Here is a 17731-nt window from a genome sequence, read left to right on the forward strand (position 1 = left end):
GGACTAATTCCAGATGCGCACGCGCTGAGCCGGTTCCAGGTACAGCTCGTCGGAGTCGGCCACCTCGAACGCCTCGTAGAAGGAGTCGATGTTGCGGATGACGCCGTTGCAGCGGAACTCCGGCGGTGAGTGAGGATCCACGGCCAGGCGCCGGATCGCCTCGGCATCACGGGATTTGGTCCGCCACACCTGGGCCCAGCCGAAGTAGACGCGCTGCACACCGGTGAGTCCGTCGATCACCGGAGCTTCCTGGCCCTTCAACGACAGCTGATAGGCCAGCAGGGCGATGGACAGCCCGCCGAGGTCGCCGATGTTCTCCCCGACGGTGAACGCGCCGTTCACGTGGTGGGAGCCATCCAGCCCACGCGGGGTGAACTTTTCGTACTGGTCGATCAAAGCCTTTGTGCGGACCCCGAATTCGGCGCGATCGGCATCGGTCCACCAGTCCACCAGGTTTCCGTCACCGTCGTACTTGGCGCCCTGGTCGTCGAAACCGTGGCCGATCTCGTGCCCGATCACCGCGCCGATACCGCCGTAGTTGGCGGCGTCGTCGGCCTCGGCGTCGAAGAACGGCGGCTGCAGAATGGCTGCGGGAAAGACGATTTCGTTCATTCCCGGGTTGTAGTAGGCGTTGACCGTCTGCGGGGTCATGAACCACTCGTCGCGGTCCACCGGCCCGCCCAGCTTGGCCAGCTCGCGGTCGGAGTTCACGACGTGGCCCCGGCGGTAGTTGCCGTACAGGTCGTCGCGCTCGACCACCAGGGCCGAGTAGTCGCGCCACCGGGCGGGGTAGCCGATCTTGGGGGTGAACTTGTCGAGCTTCACCAGCGCCTTGGCCCTGGTCTCCGGCGTCATCCAGTCCAGCTCGTTGATGCTCACCCGGTAGGCCTCGCGCAGGTTGGCCACCAGCTCGTCCATCCGCGCCTTGGCCTCCGGCGGGAAGTACTGCTGGACGTAGAGCTTGCCCAGCGCATCGCCCATCAGGCCCTCCACCAGAGAGACGCCGCGCTTCCACCGGTCGCGGTTCTGCTCGGTGCCGCTGAGGGTGCGGCCGTAGAAATCGAAGTTCTCTGCCACCAGGTCATCGGTCAGCAGGCTCGCGCGCGAATGGATGACGCGCCAGCGGGTCCAGGCCTTCCAGTCCTCCAGATCCTCACTCGCCCACAGTGCGGCGAACGCCGTCACGTAGTCGGGCTGACGCAGCACCAGCTCGGAGGCCTTCTCCGGGGTGGTGCCGATAGCGCCAAGCCAGGAGGTCCAGTCGAATCCCGGCGCATCGGTGGACAGGTCGGTGAACTTGCGCAGGTTGTAGGTCAGGTCGGCGTCGCGGCGCTTGACCACATCCCAGTGCGCGGCGGCCAGCTTGGATTCCAGCGCGACGATCCGAGCCGCGGTCTCGGTCTGGGCCTCCGCGGTGTCTGCGCCGTAGACCAACGTGAACATCCGGGCGATGTGGCCGGGGTAGGCGGCCAGGATCTCGGCGTGCTGCTCGTCGCGGTAGTAGGACTCGTCGGGCAGCCCGAGGCCGGACTGGCTCATGTGCAGCAGGTAGCGCGTCGAGTCCTTGGAATCGGTGTCCACATAGACGCCGGCTCCACCGGACACCCCGGTGCGCTCCAGGCCGCCCAGCACCGAGGCCAGCGCGTCGCTGTCGGCGGCGCCGTCGATCAGGGCGAGCTCGGCCAGCAGCGGTGCCAGGCCACGCGTGGCGATGGTCTGCTCGTCCATGAAGCTGGCGTACAGATCGCCGATGCGCTGCTCGTCGGTGCCGGGCTCGGCGCCGGACGCTGCTGCCTGGGTGATCAGATCGCGGATCTGTTCCTCGGCGCGGTCGTGCAGCAGCCGGAAGGCGCCATCGGTGGCGCGGTCGGCGGGTATCTCGTAGTCGGTCAGCCAACTGCCGTTGACGTGGCCGAACAGATCGTCTTGCGGGCGTGCCTGCGGGTCGACATGGCTCAGGTCGATACCCGACTTGATCGCTTCTACCGTCACCCCGACATTCTTCCAGAAGGCCGCGGGTGCGCTGGGGCGGTTCGGCTGCCGGTACCCTCACGGCCATGCCCGAGGCGCCCAGCAAGGACAGCACCAACGATCACTCCGGCGGTGCTATCACCGGCTTCGGCTTCGCCTCGGCGGTCGCGGGCCTGATCGCCGTCGCCGCGGTGGTCCTGGCCGCGATGGTGTGGACCGGACATCGCAGTGAGACCGACGAACGCGCGTACCAGACCCGGGTGCTGCGGGCGGCCGCCGACTGGTCCAACATCCTGATCAACATCAACAAGGACTCCGTCGAGGCCGGTATGCAGAAGCTGCGCGAGGGCACCGTCGGTCAGCTCAATGCCGACTTCGATGCGGCCGTGCAGCCCTACCGCGACCTGGTGCAGCGGCTGCAGGCCCGCACCACCGGCCAGATCGACTCGGTGGCCATCGAATCGCTGTACCACCCGCCGCCAGGCCCGGACGGTCGTCCGGTGCCCGCGCCCAAGCAGGAGCTGGCCGGGATGGTGTCGCGCACCGACACCGTGCTCGTGGTGGCCACCTCGGTCAGTGAGAACGCCGGCACCGACAAGCCCCAGACCGTGCGCTGGAACCTGCGGCTGGACGTCTCCGACGTCGACGGCAACCTGATGGTCTCGCGGCTGGAGCCGATCCGATGAGGAACCGGTTGCGCGTCCTGGCGTTCGACATCGCCGCCCCGCTGGCCGCGATCGCGGCGGTCCTCTACATCGGGCTGGCGCTGTCCTGGCCGCTGTGGTGGGTGTCGCTGTGCTCGGTGCTGTGCCTGCTGATCGTGCAGGGCGTCATCGTCAACATCGTGCTGGCCCGGCGCGACGGCGTGACCCTGGGCACCGATGACGATGCCCCCGGGCTGCGTCTCGCAGTCGCGGGCGTGGCTGCCGCCGCTGTGGTGGCCGCGGTGACGGTGGGTTACCTGCGCTGGACGGTGCCCGACCGCACCTTCAACAACGACCGTGACGAGGTGGTGCGCATCGCCAGCAGCGTCTCGGAGGCCACCGCCACGTTCAGCCCGCAGAGCCCGACCTCCTCGATCGACCGTGCGACCGCCATGATGTCGCCCGATCAGGCTCAGCAGTTCAAGAACGAATTCGCCAATGTGGCAAAGGAATTGGCGAGCAAGAACGTATCCGCCACGGCCGCTACCATTTCGGCCGGGGTGGAGGCACTGGGTCCGCAGGTGGCCAGTGTGGCTGTGGTGCTGCGGGGAACTCAGAGTGCTCCGGGCAAACCCACCGACAATGCCGTCATGGCGCTGCGGGTGGCCTTGAGCAAGAGCGACGGGCGTTGGCTCGTCGACAATGTCACCCCGCTGCACTCTCGCTGACGCGGCGGGGTCCTCAGCCGGAGCGGACTACTTCGCCGAACGTTGCGCGGAGAGCTTGGCGAACCGGTCCGAGAGGCGCTGCATGCGCAGCAGCAGCGAGGCCGGCGGACTGGTGGTGCCCTCCAGGTAGTCGGCGAAGGATTCGTTGGATATCCCGATGCGCGAGGCGAACTCGGGTGCCTGAAGTTCGGACCGGCGCAGCATGGCCTGGATCTGGTGGGCGACCTCGGCGCGCTCGGTGGCTTCCAGGTGCTCACGGGTGCGCACCAGCACCTCGGACAGCGCCTTGGACACCCCGTAGGGGCGGGCGGTCTGCAGCACTTCCTCGACCTGGCGGGCGGTGCGGCCGTAGGGGTCACGCTTGATCGCGGCGACGATGCGCTGCCAGACCGCCATGTCGTCGGTCTCCAGGGCGGCGCGGATCGCCGCGGTCGGCCAGTACTCGACCGGCCGGTCGTCGAAGGCGGGCTGACGCTGCTGCGGCGCGGCCTGGCCCTGACGCGGTGGCCGTGGCTGTGCCGGCTGCTGTGAGCGCTGTACCGGTGTGCGTGACGTCTGCGTTCCTTGTCCCTGTGTGCGTTGTCCCTTGGTGTCGTGCCCAGGAGTGCGTTGCTCCTGTTTCCGTTGTACCTGGGTGGACGCATTCTGGGAGCGTTGTGCCGAACTGCGTTGCCCGGAAGTGCGTGAGGCGGTATCGCGCTGTGATGTCGTGCGCGGAGCCGAAGCGTCGCGTTGAGCGGATGCGGGCCGTTGAGTCGACGCCGGCCGCTGGGCGTTGGCGCGTTGGGCGGTGGTGCGTTGGGCGGGCGTGCGCGGCCCGGCGGTGCGTTGGGCCTGCGGTCCCTGGGGACGCCGAGCGGACGATTGAACCGGTTGAATCTCGTCGCGACGCGCAATCCGCGCATCCCTCGGTTCCCGGACGTCGGGGGCCAACGTCACTTCGCCTCCTCCAGCATCGCTACCGCAACTGACAGGCAGCGCTGCCTGACCTTCTCCCATTCGGCAGCTGCATCCGGGTCCGACATCGCGAACTCGTGTTCATCGGACGGCTGCGGGTCGGCCAGTCGCCGCACCAGCTGCGTGGCCACCCATCTGCTCTTCGGGTTCTGCCCACAGTAATACCGGTCCATGCCCGACAACACCAGAGCTGCAGTCTCGGTTTCCATCGACTCGACAAGATCAGCAAACTCTTCGAAGTCCTTGGCGCTGTTACGACACATCACCAGGTAACTTTTCAGCCGCAACGTTTCGGCGCCGGTCGGGATCTGCAGCCGATCACCGGTCGGCAGCTGCACATTGGTGGTCTCGACGGGGCCGAGGCGCTCCATCGGTGCCCGCTGCGCGTCCGCCTCGGCCTCCAGCGCGTCCACGGCTACCGACAGCCTGCCCCGCCACATCGTCACCGGATGGACACCGGGGCAGCGCTTCGGTCCGCCCGGCCGCCGCGCCGCCAGCCGCGCAGATGGTTTGCTGCAGCCGCTGAAGGCCAGTGGATCGGTGACGATGATCGTCTGTGGGGCAAGGTGTTTCATTCGGGCGGCAGTTCGGACCATCATGCGCAGGTCTGATCCGCTCGGGCCCAGCGCGGAGATGTCGTCGGGGATGATCACCAGATCCGTGACCTCGACCTTGGGCAAAGGCTTCTCGAAGTCCACCTCGGGCAACAGCCTGTCCAACCAGTGCGGCAACCACCAGTTCCACTCGTCGAACATGGCCATCAGGGCGGGCACGAGAATCAGCCGGACCACCGTTGCATCGACCGCGATGGCCACCGCGCAGGCCACTCCCAGCTGTGCCACCAGCGGCATGCCGGCAAAAGCGAACCCGATGAACACCGCGATCATGATCAACGCGGCACTGGTGATGGTGCGCGCGCTGGTGCTGACTCCGTAGGCGACCGCGTCACGCGTGCTGTTGGTCTGGAGGAACCGCTCCCGAATCCGGGTGAGCAAAAAGATCTCGTAGTCCATCGACAGACCGAAGGTCATGGCGAGCACCAACGGCGGAACGGTGCTGTCGAGCGAGCTGATCTTCTGGAAGCCCAACTCCTCGAACCAGCCCCACTGGAAGACGACCACCAGGCTGCCGTAGGCCGCGGCCACCGACAGCACCGTCATCAGCACACCCTTGAGTGCCAGGAACACCGACCGGATCGACACCAACAACATCACGAAGGCGATCAGTGCGACGAACAGGAAGACCAGCGGCTGGGTGCTCGACACCCGGTCGTCGAAGTCCTTGATCAGTGCGGTGGGACCGCCGACGTCGACGCTGGCGTTCGAGCCCGCGGCCTTCGGCAGGTTGTCCCGCATCCAGTCGACGGCCTCGCGGGCAGCCAGATCCTCGGGGTCCACCTTCAGCACTGCCGACAGCAGTGCGCTGTTGTTGTTGTCGGCGAAAACGGGCGGCTGCACGGTCTGCACGTTGGGTGCCCGGGTCATCTCCTGGCGCACTGCGTCGAGTGCGGCAGTGCGCGCGGGAGAGGACGCGCCGCCTGCGTCTCCTGAGGGGAACGTCACCAGCACCCGCACCGGGCCGAGCGCGCCGGGCCCGAGGGCGTCGGCGGCCGCGTTGACCCCGCCGCGGATCTCGTGGGTGGGCTCGAACTGGCGCTGCATGCTGTTGCCCAGCACCATGCCGAACGCCGGTGCAGCCAGAATCAGCAACAGGATCGTCGCGCCGACGGCCGAAGCCCACGGGCGGCGCATCACGGCGCCGGTCCAGCGGGTCCAGAACCGCGACTGGGTGGCCTCGGCGCGGCGCGACCAGTGCAGGTAGGACGAGCGCTTGGCCGCCGCCTGGCCGAACGTCGCCAGCACCGCCGGGGTCAGTGTGGTGGAGGTCAGGACCGCGACCGCGACCGCGAGGATCGCGCCGGTGGCCATCGACACCAGCACCGGGGTGTTGATGATGTAGATGCCTGTGACCGAGGCGATGACGGTGAGGCCGGACAGGGCCACCGCCAGCCCGGAGGTGGCCATCGCAGCGTCGACCGCATCGGCTGGGTCGCGGCCCGCCCGCAACTCCTCGCGGTACCGCATCAGGATGAACAGCGAGTAGTCGATGGCCAGGGCGATGCCGAACATCGACACCGTCGAGGTGACGAACACACTCATCTGCGTGTACATCGACAGCAGATAGACCAGGCCCATGGTCACCACGACCGTGCAGATACCGAGCACCAGTGGCAGCGCCGCGGCGGCCAGCGAGCCGAACACCGCCAGTAGCACGATCAACACGATCGGCAGGTTCCACTTCTCGGCCGCGGCGATGTCGTGCTTGGTGGCCTGGGTGGCCGCCGCGCCGAGCGCGCCCTGCCCGATGACGTAGAACTTGACCTTGCCGTTCTCGTTCTCACCCGGGTCTTCGCCGTGCACCCCGACCTTCTGGCGCAGCTGTTTGGCCACGTCCACTGCGCCGGTGTTGTTGAAGTCCAGCTGCAAGGTGATGACGTAGGGCCGGTCTGGCTGGGGGGCGGGCTGTTGGGGATTCGGCACGATCTTGACGCTGGGCACCTGCCCCGCGATCTTCTCCAGCGTGGCCACCGCGGCGTTCATGTCCTGGAACGAGGCGTCCGCGCGGGGAGAGGCGATCAGGGCAAGCGGGGACGCGCCCTGATCCGGGAAATGTTCCTCGAGCTGTCGCTGGACGTGGAGCGACTGTGAACCTTCGACGTCGAAACCGCCGCCGGTCAGATTGGACGACTGGTTGATCGCGAGGTAGATCGAGGGCACCAGAAGCAACAACCATGTCGCGAAAACCGCCCAGCGGAATCTGCGCAGATAGCTGCTCAAGCGCATCATGAACTGCTGGATGCGAGGTCCCCGCTTTCTCCCCCCGACGTGGCTGGGCGTGTCCTGGCTTGTGTCAGCCAGAGCGTACCTCTAGCGGTGTAGTGTGGCCCGCTCTCTGCGGGTTCTGAGATCGCCCTGAGACTTCTCACAGCAATATCCACAGCTGACCCCGATAGCGTTACGTCACCGTCGCTAACAGAACAGCGCTGTCCGGCGACATAGCCAAGGACGACCCCGGCTGACGTATGCGCCGGGGCCCACGCTGAAGGAGTTCTCCATGCAACCGACCAACGGTGGATTGCGCCGCTCGCTGGCCGTCGCCTTCGCGGCGATCGCGGCAGGCGGTGCGACGGTGGCCGCGCTCATGGTTCCGTCCGCCACGGCTGCGAGCGATCCCTGCGCGGCCAGTGAGGTCGCCCGTACCGCGGGCGGTGTGGCGACCAACATCGGCAACTACCTCGACACCCACCCGCAGACCAACCAGGCCCTGACCACGATCAGTCAGCAGCAGGGTGGAGCCCAGTCGATCGCGGCCCTCAAGACCTACTTCGACGCCAACCCGCAGGCGGCCAAGGACATCCAGCAGTTGCAGCAGCCCCTGACCGTCTTGGGATCGCGTTGCAAGTTGCCGGTCACGCTGCCGCAGCTGATGGGGCTGGTGCAGGCCACCCAATCACAGGGCGGGACGGCCACCGGTGGTTTGCCGGGTGCGCTGCCCTCGGCGCAGAACGTCGGAGTGCCCAGCGTCGCGGTGCCCGCGCAATCCCCGGCGGCCTCGGCCGTGCGACCGGGCTCCGGTCCGCTTCCGGGTCCCACAACGGCCTCGACGCGCTAGCTCCGCCGCCGTCGCGTCGCGGCGGTGACACCGTTGAGCTGCGGGTTCACGGCCCGGCGCGGCGGTTTGCGCACAAGGCAGGAAAGTCGTCACGGATTCTGCTTAGCTTTCTTGAGCCGATAACCGTTTGGGGTTACGGCCTTCCCTATCCGATGAAGGAGCTTGACCATGTTGCTCTCGGCCCGAAATGCGCGGCGCGTGGTAGCTGGCGTGGCCGGCGCCGGCGCTGTAGCCGGTGCGATGCTGCTCGGCGCCATCCCGTCGGCGCTTGCCGACGACCCGGCGAACAACCCTCCCAACTGCAGCGCAGCCGATCTGGCCGGCGTGGCTTCGGGCGTATCGGCATCGACTTCGGCCTACCTGTTCACCCATCCCGATGTGAACAACTTCTTCACCAGCCTGGAAGGCCTGCCGCGCGAGGAGGTCAAGACCAAGGTGCACGACTACCTCGAAGCAAACCCGCAGACCAAGGCCGAGCTGACCGGTATCCGCCAGCCGCTGGTAGACCTGAAGAACCGCTGCGGCGAAGCTCCGGCTCCCTCCATCCCGTAACCGAGTGCGGGTGGAAGCTACCCCCGCCAGCGGCGAAGGACACGTGACACCCGAGAGCGTGAACCGCACGGTGCTGATGGTCGACGACGACCCGGATGTGCGTACTTCGGTTGCCCGCGGATTGCGGCATTCGGGGTTCGATGTCCGGGTCGCGGCGTCCGGCAAGGAGGCACTGCGCCTGTTGTCGAACGAGTCGCACGACGCGCTCGTTCTCGACGTCCAGATGCCGGAACTCGACGGCGTCGCCGTGGTCACCGCCCTGCGGGCATTGGGCAACGAGATCCCGATCTGCGTGTTGTCGGCCCGTGACACGGTCAACGACCGCATCGCGGGACTGGAGGCAGGCGCGGACGACTATCTGACGAAACCGTTCGACCTCGGTGAACTCGTGGCACGTCTCAACGCGTTGTTGCGCCGGGCGAGCCACACCGACCGTCCGTCGGACACCATGACCGTCGGGGCGTTGACCATCGACACCGCCCGCCGATTGGTGTTCGTCGGCGGCGATCGTGTCGACCTGACCAAGCGGGAGTTCGACCTGCTGGCCGTGTTGGCGGAGAACACCGGCGTGGTGCTGTCCCGGCAGCGGCTCCTCGAGCTGGTCTGGGGATACGACTTCGACGTGGACACCAACGTCGCCGACGTGTTCATCTCGTATCTGCGGCGCAAGCTCGAGCGACCGGACGTGCCCCGGGTGATCCATACCGTCCGGGGGATCGGGTACGTGCTGCGGGAAGATGCGTGAGGGTCGCGTGATCGATTCGGTGGGGAACCAGCAGTAGGTGCGGATCTTCGGCTTCATCCGTTCGGCGTCGCTGCGCACCAGGGTCGCGGTGGCCTCGGCGCTGGCCGCCGCTGCGGTGGTCGCGGTGTTCACCATCCTGACCTCGGTGGTGTTGGCCAACAACGACTCTGCACAGTTGGACCGCAGGCTCGATTCGATCGTCGACGCCAGCATCAACCCCGAGCACCTCCAGGATCCGACGCGCGGCGTGTTGACCACCGGCCGGTCGCGGTCAACCGGGCAGGTGGTGTTCCAGCGGGGCTTCCAGTTGCCTGAGCTGCCGCCGGGAACCGAGACCGTCGAGGTCAACGGCGTCGATTACCGGGTACGCACCGTCCACGTGGACCAGCACGGCGGAGTGCTGATGTCCATCGGTATCCGCGCGGACAGTATTTTGTTGAGCCCCAACAGAATTCCGCTGTACAGTGCGTTCGGCGTGGCCACGGTTCTGGTGGCCGGTGGGTTGGGCTGGCTGTTGGCGGGGCCGGCCATCCGGCCGCTGCGTAAGCTCACCGAGCACACCTCGAAACTGGACAGCGGCACCGACACGATGCCGAAGGTGCGCGGCGTGCGGGAGGCCGAGGACCTGTCGGAGGCCATGGCGGGCATGCTCACCCGGCTGGCTGCCGCGCAGCGCGCCACCACCAATTCCCTTCAGGCGGCACAGGATTTCGCCGCCAACGCCGCACACGAGCTGCGCACGCCCCTGACCGCGATGCGCGCAGACCTCGACACCCTGCGAATCCACAACCTGCCCGAGTCCGAACGTGACGAGGTGGTCGCCGATCTGTCCAGGGCGCAACGCCGGGTCGAGGCCATCATCACTGCACTGGGTCAGCTCGCCTCGGGACAACTGGCCCAGGCCGAAGACCGCGAACTGATCGACATCGCCGATCTGCTCGACCGGGTGGTGCGAGAGAACGCCCGGGGCAGCGCGCATGTCCGGATCGACGTGCACGTCGCCGATGACATCGGCCTGGTGATGGGCTGGCCCGGCGGGCTGCGCATCGCGGTGGACAACCTGGTGCGCAATGCGGTTGTCCACGGCGAGGCCACCCGGATCGTGCTGACCGCGCACCGCAACAGCGAGTTCCTGGTCATCACCGTCGACGACAACGGGCGCGGCCTACCGGTCGAGGAGCACCAGACCGTGCTGGGCCGGTTCCGCCGCGGCAGCACCGCGATGGCAGGCGGCTCCGGGCTGGGCCTGGCGCTGGTGGCGCAGCAGGCTCAGTTGCACGGTGGCGAGATCACGTTGTCCGACGGGCCTCTCGGTGGCCTGCGGGCCACGTTGACCGTTGCCATGTCGGGCTCACCGACAGAGGATGCGGCTCAGGCGGATTGACGACGCCGCAGCCCGGCGAGCACCGCGCGCCAGCCCAACAGCAGCAGCGCGGTCGTCAGCGAGGCGACGATGATGAAGCTGACGGCCACTCCGGTCGAGGTCAGCTTGCGCAACACCATGCCGACCACCACCGTGCTGATCCACACCACGACCCCGGTCGGGGCCAACGACGTCGGCCGCTGCCAACCGCGGGAGAGCAACCAGCCCACCACGGTTCCGGTCAGGAACGGCCATGCGGTCTCGGCCACGCCGGCCACCGTCAGGCCCTCCGCATGGCTGCGCCGGCCGATGGTGCAGAACACCACCACGCAGATCAGGTCCACCAGGAAGGCCGTGCCGCTAGCTCGTCGCATAGGTCATCACATCCAGTACCAGTGGGCTGACGTCGGTTTGGTCGCGCTCGGCGAAGCCCGGTTGCCGCGCGGCCGGCTTCCCGTCGAAGAGTGCGTCGGCGGCGCTCAGCGATGTGAGCCGGGAATCGAGCCGGAACGATTTGAAGGTAAATGGTAAGCCATTGGACGCCAACGGATCCGGCCCGTCCATCACATGGAAGTGCAGATGCGGTGCATCGGAGTTGCCGGAGTTGCCGAGCGCGCCGATGACCTGCCCGGTGCTGAGTTTGTCACCGGGTTTGACCTTGAGGCTGTTCGGCTGCAAATGCGCATAGAAGGCGTAGTTGCCGTCACCGATGTCCTGCACGATGTGGTTGCCGCCGTACTGCTGCAGGGTCAGACCGTTCGGCGTGACACCGGGAACCTGCTCGTTGAGTCCGTCGAGCACGGCCACCACCGGCCCGTCGGCGACCGCGTGGATCTCCGAGCCGACATAGGGGTAGCTCGCCACCTTCGCCCGGTCCCCGGCGAAGATCCGGCCGTCGGCGCCGAGCTGCACGTAGTCGATCGCGAAACGCTCTGCCGCCCAGACTTTTCCGTTGATCGGGTTGAGCGCCATGCGGTGCGGTGTCATGTCGCAGCAACTGTTGGCGTCGACCCAGTTGTCGCCGGTCAGCGGCGGGGAGATGGACACCGGCTTGCGGGTCTGCACCGATACCGGCGCCACGGATTCGGTCAGGGTCGGCGGGACCAGCGGCGGCATCGGCTTGGCCACGGTGATCCCGAGTTCGTGGGTGAGCTCGGTGGGCACCTGCGTCGGATCGTCGGCGATCACGTCCAGCCACACGTAAGCACTTTGCCCGGGGCCGAGCACGTTGGTTCCGACAGCGGAATTTCCCACGGCCCTGGTCCAGTACTTGAGGCTGTCCCCGGAGAGGGTGAGCAGCTTGCGGTCGCCCGTCGCGGTGCTCAGTGAGTTGAGGGTGACGACACCCGGCGAGGTATTCGTCAGCATCACCTCGTACGCCAGGTGGGTGCGGCCATCGGTGGCCGCCACCGGGACCGGTTCGGCCAGAACCGATCCCACCACGGGTGTGACCACCGGTGGCGGAGTGGTGGTCGTGGGCGACTCCGACTGCGGAGTCTGCGCCGACGAGCACCCGGCCAAGGTCAGCACGAGCACCGCGATCGGATACCGGATTCGCATGGACGTCTCCTAGCGCTCGGATTCAGGTTTCGGGGAAGTGGGATCTGCACCGGGATCCGGTGGCTGTGTCGGCGGCCGGCCGCCGGCGTCTTGCTGGATTGCCGGCCCGCCGGCGTCCGGATCGATGTCCTTCTCCGTGCGGAACATGAAGAAGAACACCACCCAGCCGATCGTGGAGATGAAGATCCAGCTGACCAGGCGGTAGATGAGCATTGCCGAGATGGCCGAGGCCAGCGTCATTCCGGAGGAGACCAGACCTGGCACCAGAACGGCCTCCACCACCAGCAGGCCGCCCGGCATCAAGGGGATGGACCCCACGGCCCGGGCCGCGGCGTAGGCGACGGTGACCCCGGCCAGCGACGGATGACCGCCAGCGGCGTAGCACGCGAAGGCCAGGCAGGCCACGTCGGCGACCCAGTTGAACATCGACCAACTGAACGCCACTGCGAGATCCCGGCGGCCCAGGCTGACCGACTCGAGTTGCTGCAGGATTTCGCGCCACTTGGACAGCCCGGTGTTGGCCGGCTTGCCACGCAACGAGTTCACCGACGACAACACCCTGGCGCCGATGCCGTCGATCAACTCCGGTCTGGTCGCCACGGCCTGGGCGAGAAGGATGATCGCCAGAAACGCGCCGAGCGAAAAGATCAGTGACAGTGGGTTTTTGCTGGCGCCCAGCATGAGCGCCCCGCCGAGGCCCAGCAGCGCCAGGCCGACGATCTGCAGCACCCCCGACATCACCAGCTGCCACGAGGCCACCAGCGGTGAGGCACCCCAGATGCGTTGTTGGCGATAGACGAACGTTGCGGAGAGCACCGGGCCGCCGGGCATGGTGGTGGACAGCGCGTTGCCGGCGTAGAACGCGGCCTCCGAACGCCACTGTCTGACGGGCACCCCGGCCGAGCGGAGCAACGTCCGCTGGATCTGGGCGAAGCTGTGCATCGAGGCCATCGCGGCGCCCACTGCCGCCAGCACCCACCACCCGTTCGCGGTGAGCAGGCTGCGCCACGCCTTCGCCAGTTGGTCCCAGACCAGGGTCACTTCGACGGCGAGCACCGTCACCGCGAGTGCGATGACCACCCAGCGGACCCACCAGTACTTGCCGCGCGTGGAGCCGACCCGGTCCCGGGCTGTGTCGGCCGGCGCGTCCTGTGACACGCCCTACAGGGTAACCGCGCTGGTCGCGACGACCTCACCGGTTGCGGCGGCGCGCCGCATTACGCTACCGACATGGCACTGGACCCTGTTGCTGATGAGGCCGTTACGCCGTTCGTCCGGAAGGTCGCGGCGTGGTCATGGCGTCTGCTGGTCATCCTGGCGGCCGTTGTAGCGCTGCTGTGGCTGATCAAACACCTTGAGGTGATCGTGGTGCCGGTGGCGCTGGCCACCATGGTCGCGGCGCTGCTGCTGCCTGCCGTCGACTTCATGGACCGCCGGGGTGCCCCGCGCGGTGCCGCCGTCGCCCTGGTGTTGCTCGCCAGTTTCGCGGTGGTGGGCGGCATCCTGAGCTTCGTCATCTCCCAATTCATCGAGGGCGCACCGCAACTCGTCGAGCAGGTGACGCGAAGCATCGACGGGCTGCGCAACTGGCTGATCAACGGCCCGCTGCAGCTGAGCAAGGAGCAGATCGACCAGGCCGGCAACACCGCGATCGAGGCGCTGCAGCGCAACCAGGAGAAGCTCACCACCGGGGCGTTGTCCACCGCGGGCACTCTCACCGAGCTGCTCACCGGCGCGCTGTTGGTGTTGTTCACGCTGATCTTCCTGCTGCAGGGCGGGCGCAGCATCTTCGGGTTCGTCACCAAGGTGTTCCCGGCCCATGTGCGGGAACGGGTCCAGGATGCCGGGCGGGCCGGTTTCCACTCGCTGGGCGGCTACATGCGGGCCACGTTCCTGGTGGCCCTGGTCGATGCGGTCGGCATCGGTACCGGCCTGGCCATCATGGGTATCCCGCTGGCGCTGCCACTGGCCTCGCTGGTCTTCATGGGCGCGTTCATCCCGCTGGTCGGTGCGGTGGTCGCCGGATTCCTGGCGGTGGTGGTGGCCCTGCTGGCCAAGGGGTTTGTCTACGCCCTGATCACACTCGGGCTGATCATCGCGGTGCAGCAGCTCGAAGGCCATGTGCTGCAACCGCTGGTGATGGGCCGTGCGGTGTCGATCCACCCGCTGGCGGTGGTGTTGGCCATCGCCGGCGGCGGTGTCCTGGCGGGCATTGTCGGTGCCCTGCTCGCGGTGCCCACGGTGGCGTTCATCAACAGCGCGACGCGGGTACTGCTGGCAGACGACCCCGACGCCGAGCAAGCCAGGCAGGAGGAAGCCGAAGGGACGGTGGTGGCGGTACCGCCGCCGGACGACCCGGACGATTAACGCCGAACGTCGGCCTGTGGTTGCGATTCGGGCGAATCGACGAACACAGGCCGACGTTCGATCAGCGAGCTCCTACAGACGGCCTTCACGGCGCAGCAGATCCTGCGCACTCATCCCGCCGCCGCGACGCGGAGGTTCGTCGTCGCGGGGGTTGAACTTCTGGGTCGACGGATCCTGATCACGTTGGCGCGGGGCCGGATTCGGGCCGGGGCCCGGTCCCGGACGCTGCGCGTTGAACGCCGTCGTCGGCGCAGCCTCACCACCGGCAGGCGGACGGTGCTGCTGTTGCGGCATCGCGCGGGTGGCATCAGCAGACGGTCGCGGTGCCGGCGATGGTGCCGGTGGCGGAGGCGGGGGCGGAGGGGTGCCGTTGGACGGACCACCCTTGGCCGGACCGCCGCGCAATGCACCCAGCCACGACTCGATCTCGCGATCTTCGCGCTGCGGCGGCCCCGCCGGGCCTCCGGCAGGCCGTCCGGCCGGCGGCTGCGGGGTGCGCTCGGTGTTGGCGTTGGTGTTGCCGGTTGCGGTGTTGACCGTGTTGACGGCCGTGTTCACCGCATTGCGCACGGCGTTACGGGCCATGGCGAACCGGGTGGTGGACGGTTCCTGGTTGGGCTGCGGTGGCTGCTGCGCGGGCTGCCGCTGCGGCGGGCTGATCCGGGCCGTGCCCGCAGCCGAGGGGGCGTTGGTCCGTGGCATCAGCGGGCGCATGGGTTCGGCCGCCGGGTGCGTCGGATCGTGGGGCCGCGGTGCCGGCAGGGCGCCGACACCGGCCAGAGCCCGGGGGTCCTCGCCGGAGTCCTGCGCCATCGGGCGCTTGCGCTCGTCGGGCAGTTCGGTCTCACCGAGGCCGAGCTTCTCCTGGACGCGCTTCATCCACAGTGGTGCCCACCAGCAATCGTCGCCGAGCAGCTTCATGATCGCGGGCACCAGGAACATACGGATGACCGTGGCGTCCAACAGAAGTGCGATGAGCAGACCGAACGCCAGGTACTTCATCATCACCAGGTCGGAGAAGGCGAACGCACCGGCCACGACCGCCAGCACCAGGGCGGCACCGGTGATGAGGCGACCGGTCGTCGCGGTACCGATGCGGATGGCCTCGGCGGTGGACATGCCGCGTTCTCGGGCCTCCACCATGCGGGAGACCAGGAACACCTCGTAGTCGGTCGACAGACCCCAGATCACCGCGATGATCAGACCGATCATTGGTGCCATCAGTGGCTGTGGCGTGTAGTTCAATATCCCCGAACCGTGGCCGTCGACGAACATCCAGGTCAGGATGCCCATCGTCGAACCGAGCGTCAGGGCACTCATCAACGCGGCCTTGACCGGTAGCACGATCGATCCGAACGCCAGGAACATCAGCACCGTGGTGGTGATGACCAGGATCGTCACCATCAGCGGCAGTCTGGAGAACAGACTGTGGATCGAGTCCTGTTCGAGGGCCGGGGTGCCACCGACGAACACGTCGATGCCGTGTGGGGGCTGCAGGGCCCGCAGGTCCGAGATGTTCGTCGCCGCGTCGCCGCGGTTGACCAGGCCGTTCTGGATCACCCGGACCGACTTGTCCTTCGAACCGCTGTCGGTGGCCGCGCGCTCCTTCCACATGGCGTCCGGATTGTTGTCCGGATCGGTGAAGCCCGAGACGGTCATCGCCTTGGCCCGCATGTCGGCGATCTGGGCGTCCGTGATCGGCTCACCGTCCTGGCGCTGCATCACCAGGGTGATCTGTTCGGTGCGGAACCCGGGGAAGAGCTTGTCGAACTGTTCCTGCGACTGGCGCACCGCGTTGTCCGGCGGCAGGTACTTCTCGCTGATACCCGCGAGTGTGAGCGAGCCGATCGGGAGGACCAGCAGGGTCATCACGACCAGGATCGGGGTCGCGAAGGCGATGGGCCGTTTCATCACGATGTTGACCAGTCGGCCCCAGAACCCCTGCTCGACTTCTTCGCGGGTCTTGGTCTTCTGGGTCTTCTCGGCGAACCAGTCGATGATCCGGCGGGAGAACGGCCAGTTGGCCAGGAACGGGATCTTCAGCAGCGTGGTCACGCCCAGGGCGTCGACGCGGGGGCCGAGGATGGCCAGGACAGCCGGCAGCACCGTGATCGACAGGAATGCCGCCAACATGACCGAGGCGATGATCGCGTACGTGATCGACTTGAGGAAACCGAGCGGGATCAGCAGCAGTGGCAGCGAGGACGCCACGATGATCACCGCGGAGAAGGCCACGGTCCGGCCTGAGGTCATCACCGATCTTCGTACTGCGGCCTCGGTGTCATAACCCTCGGCGAGTTCCTCTCGGAACCGGCTCACGATGAACAGGCCGTAGTCGATGGCGATACCGAAGCCCATCATCGTCACGACGGGCTGGGCGAAGAAGTGCACCGGTCCGAACTCGGCGGTGAACCGCAGAATGCCGAGCGCGCCGCCGATTGTCAGGCCACCGATGATCGCGGGGAGGGCGGCGGCGACCGCACCGCCGAAGACGAAGAACAGCACGACTGCCACCAAGGGCACGATCGCGAGCTCGGCTCGTTTCTGGTCGGTGCCGATGGTGCCGGTCAGTTCGCTGGCCAGCGGGTTGAGGCCGGCGAGTTTGATGTCGCCGCCGTTGACCTGTTGCAGATCGGGCTCGACGGCCTGGTAGTTCTTCAGGATCGCGTCGTCGTCGTCGCCCTTGAGGGGCACGCTGATGAAGGTGTGACGTCCGTCCTCGGTCTTCATCGCGGCGAGCGAGGCGACGTCAGGCGCCTTCAGCCAGCCGACCCAACCCTGGACCTGGTCCGGGTGATCGGCGACGACTTTGTCGAGTTCCTCGGTGACCGTCTTCTGCCACGCCTTGTCGGTGACCTTCTTGTCATCCGGCGGCGTCAGGATGGCGACAACGTGGCTGGTTCGGTCGCGGCCGTAGACCTCGTCGCCCAACAGCGACGCCTGGACCGACTGGCTGCCCTCGTCGTAGAAACCACTCTGGGTGACGTGCTCTCCGAGACTGGCGCCGTAGACGCCGCCACCTAGGCACAGCGCCACCATGACACCGATGACGATGTACCTGAACTGGTACACCGTTCGACCCCACCAGGCGAACACTTAGGCTCCTAACGCTTTAACATTTCGCTTCAAAACTTGTGGTGACCCGCGCATGGATTCGACGAAGGTCTTCAGT

Annotated in this window: 13 protein-coding genes and 1 pseudogene; 7 read left to right on the forward strand and 7 right to left on the reverse strand. The window is 67.3% G+C overall.

Going from position 1 to position 17731, the window contains the following annotated elements; translation table 11 throughout:
- Positions 1-3: 3 nt before the first annotated feature.
- Positions 4-1992: a M13 family metallopeptidase gene (locus AC4LGL_RS30060; RefSeq protein ID WP_491841935.1), complete on the reverse strand. Its 1989-nt coding sequence runs from the start codon at positions 1990-1992 to the stop codon at positions 4-6.
- A 65-nt stretch (positions 1993-2057) separates the two neighbouring features.
- Between AC4LGL_RS30060 and AC4LGL_RS30065 the strand changes: the two genes are divergently transcribed.
- Together AC4LGL_RS30065 and AC4LGL_RS30070 are read left to right on the forward strand one after the other, a co-directional pair.
- Complete coding sequence (locus tag AC4LGL_RS30065; RefSeq protein WP_491841936.1) at positions 2058-2657, forward strand: hypothetical protein; 600 nt, start codon at positions 2058-2060, stop codon at positions 2655-2657.
- Positions 2654-3343, forward strand: coding sequence for a hypothetical protein (locus AC4LGL_RS30070; protein ID WP_491841937.1), 690 nt, complete (start codon positions 2654-2656; stop codon positions 3341-3343). Before AC4LGL_RS30065 ends, AC4LGL_RS30070 begins: the two co-directional genes overlap by 4 nt.
- A gap of 27 nt (positions 3344-3370) precedes the next feature.
- Here the strand turns inward: AC4LGL_RS30070 and AC4LGL_RS30075 are convergent.
- A pseudogene (locus AC4LGL_RS30075) lies at positions 3371-3811 on the reverse strand (hypothetical protein); the annotation flags it as partial.
- 467 nt (positions 3812-4278) lie between these two features.
- Complete coding sequence (locus AC4LGL_RS30080; protein ID WP_491841938.1) at positions 4279-7146, reverse strand: MMPL family transporter; 2868 nt, start codon at positions 7144-7146, stop codon at positions 4279-4281.
- Positions 7147-7414: 268 nt separating this feature from the next.
- On the opposite strand from AC4LGL_RS30080, the gene AC4LGL_RS30085 reads away from it, so the two are divergent.
- From AC4LGL_RS30085 to AC4LGL_RS30100, 4 genes are all read left to right on the forward strand, one after another.
- Entirely contained in the window at positions 7415-7972 is a 558-nt protein-coding gene (locus tag AC4LGL_RS30085; RefSeq protein ID WP_491841939.1) for a hemophore, read from the forward strand.
- 168 nt (positions 7973-8140) lie between these two features.
- On the forward strand, positions 8141-8524 hold the full coding sequence (locus AC4LGL_RS30090; RefSeq protein WP_491841940.1) for a heme-binding protein: 384 nt from the start codon (positions 8141-8143) through the stop codon (positions 8522-8524).
- Between the two features lie 76 nt (positions 8525-8600).
- Positions 8601-9269, forward strand: a complete 669-nt coding sequence (locus AC4LGL_RS30095) for a response regulator transcription factor (RefSeq protein ID WP_167769574.1) — start codon at positions 8601-8603, stop codon at positions 9267-9269.
- A gap of 37 nt (positions 9270-9306) precedes the next feature.
- Positions 9307-10653, forward strand: a complete 1347-nt coding sequence (locus AC4LGL_RS30100) for a HAMP domain-containing sensor histidine kinase (RefSeq protein WP_491841941.1) — start codon at positions 9307-9309, stop codon at positions 10651-10653.
- On the opposite strand, the gene AC4LGL_RS30105 is transcribed toward AC4LGL_RS30100, so the two are convergent.
- Genes AC4LGL_RS30105 through AC4LGL_RS30115 form a run of 3 tightly spaced genes read right to left on the reverse strand, consistent with a single transcriptional unit; the run spans position 10641 to position 13350 of the window.
- Positions 10641-11006, reverse strand: a complete 366-nt coding sequence (locus tag AC4LGL_RS30105; protein WP_491841942.1) for a DUF3054 domain-containing protein — start codon at positions 11004-11006, stop codon at positions 10641-10643. The two genes, AC4LGL_RS30100 and AC4LGL_RS30105, sit on opposite strands and share 13 nt — an antisense overlap.
- Positions 10993-12192, reverse strand: coding sequence for a M23 family metallopeptidase (locus tag AC4LGL_RS30110; RefSeq protein WP_491841943.1), 1200 nt, complete (start codon positions 12190-12192; stop codon positions 10993-10995). The genes AC4LGL_RS30105 and AC4LGL_RS30110 overlap by 14 nt, the downstream gene beginning before the upstream one ends.
- 9 nt (positions 12193-12201) lie before the next feature.
- A complete protein-coding gene (locus AC4LGL_RS30115) occupies positions 12202-13350 on the reverse strand; it encodes a lysylphosphatidylglycerol synthase transmembrane domain-containing protein (RefSeq protein WP_491841944.1) in 1149 nt (382 codons plus the stop codon).
- A gap of 72 nt (positions 13351-13422) precedes the next feature.
- Between AC4LGL_RS30115 and AC4LGL_RS30120 the strand changes: the two genes are divergently transcribed.
- Entirely contained in the window at positions 13423-14559 is a 1137-nt protein-coding gene (locus AC4LGL_RS30120; RefSeq protein WP_491841945.1) for an AI-2E family transporter, read from the forward strand.
- Between the two features lie 72 nt (positions 14560-14631).
- Here AC4LGL_RS30120 and mmpL3 read toward each other — a convergent pair whose 3' ends face one another.
- Positions 14632-17655 (reverse strand): trehalose monomycolate exporter MmpL3, encoded by a 3024-nt coding sequence (gene mmpL3 / locus AC4LGL_RS30125; RefSeq protein WP_491841946.1) that lies wholly within the window; start codon positions 17653-17655, stop codon positions 14632-14634.
- Positions 17656-17731: the final 76 nt, after the last annotated feature.

Source organism: Mycolicibacterium arcueilense, from assembly GCF_058536225.1.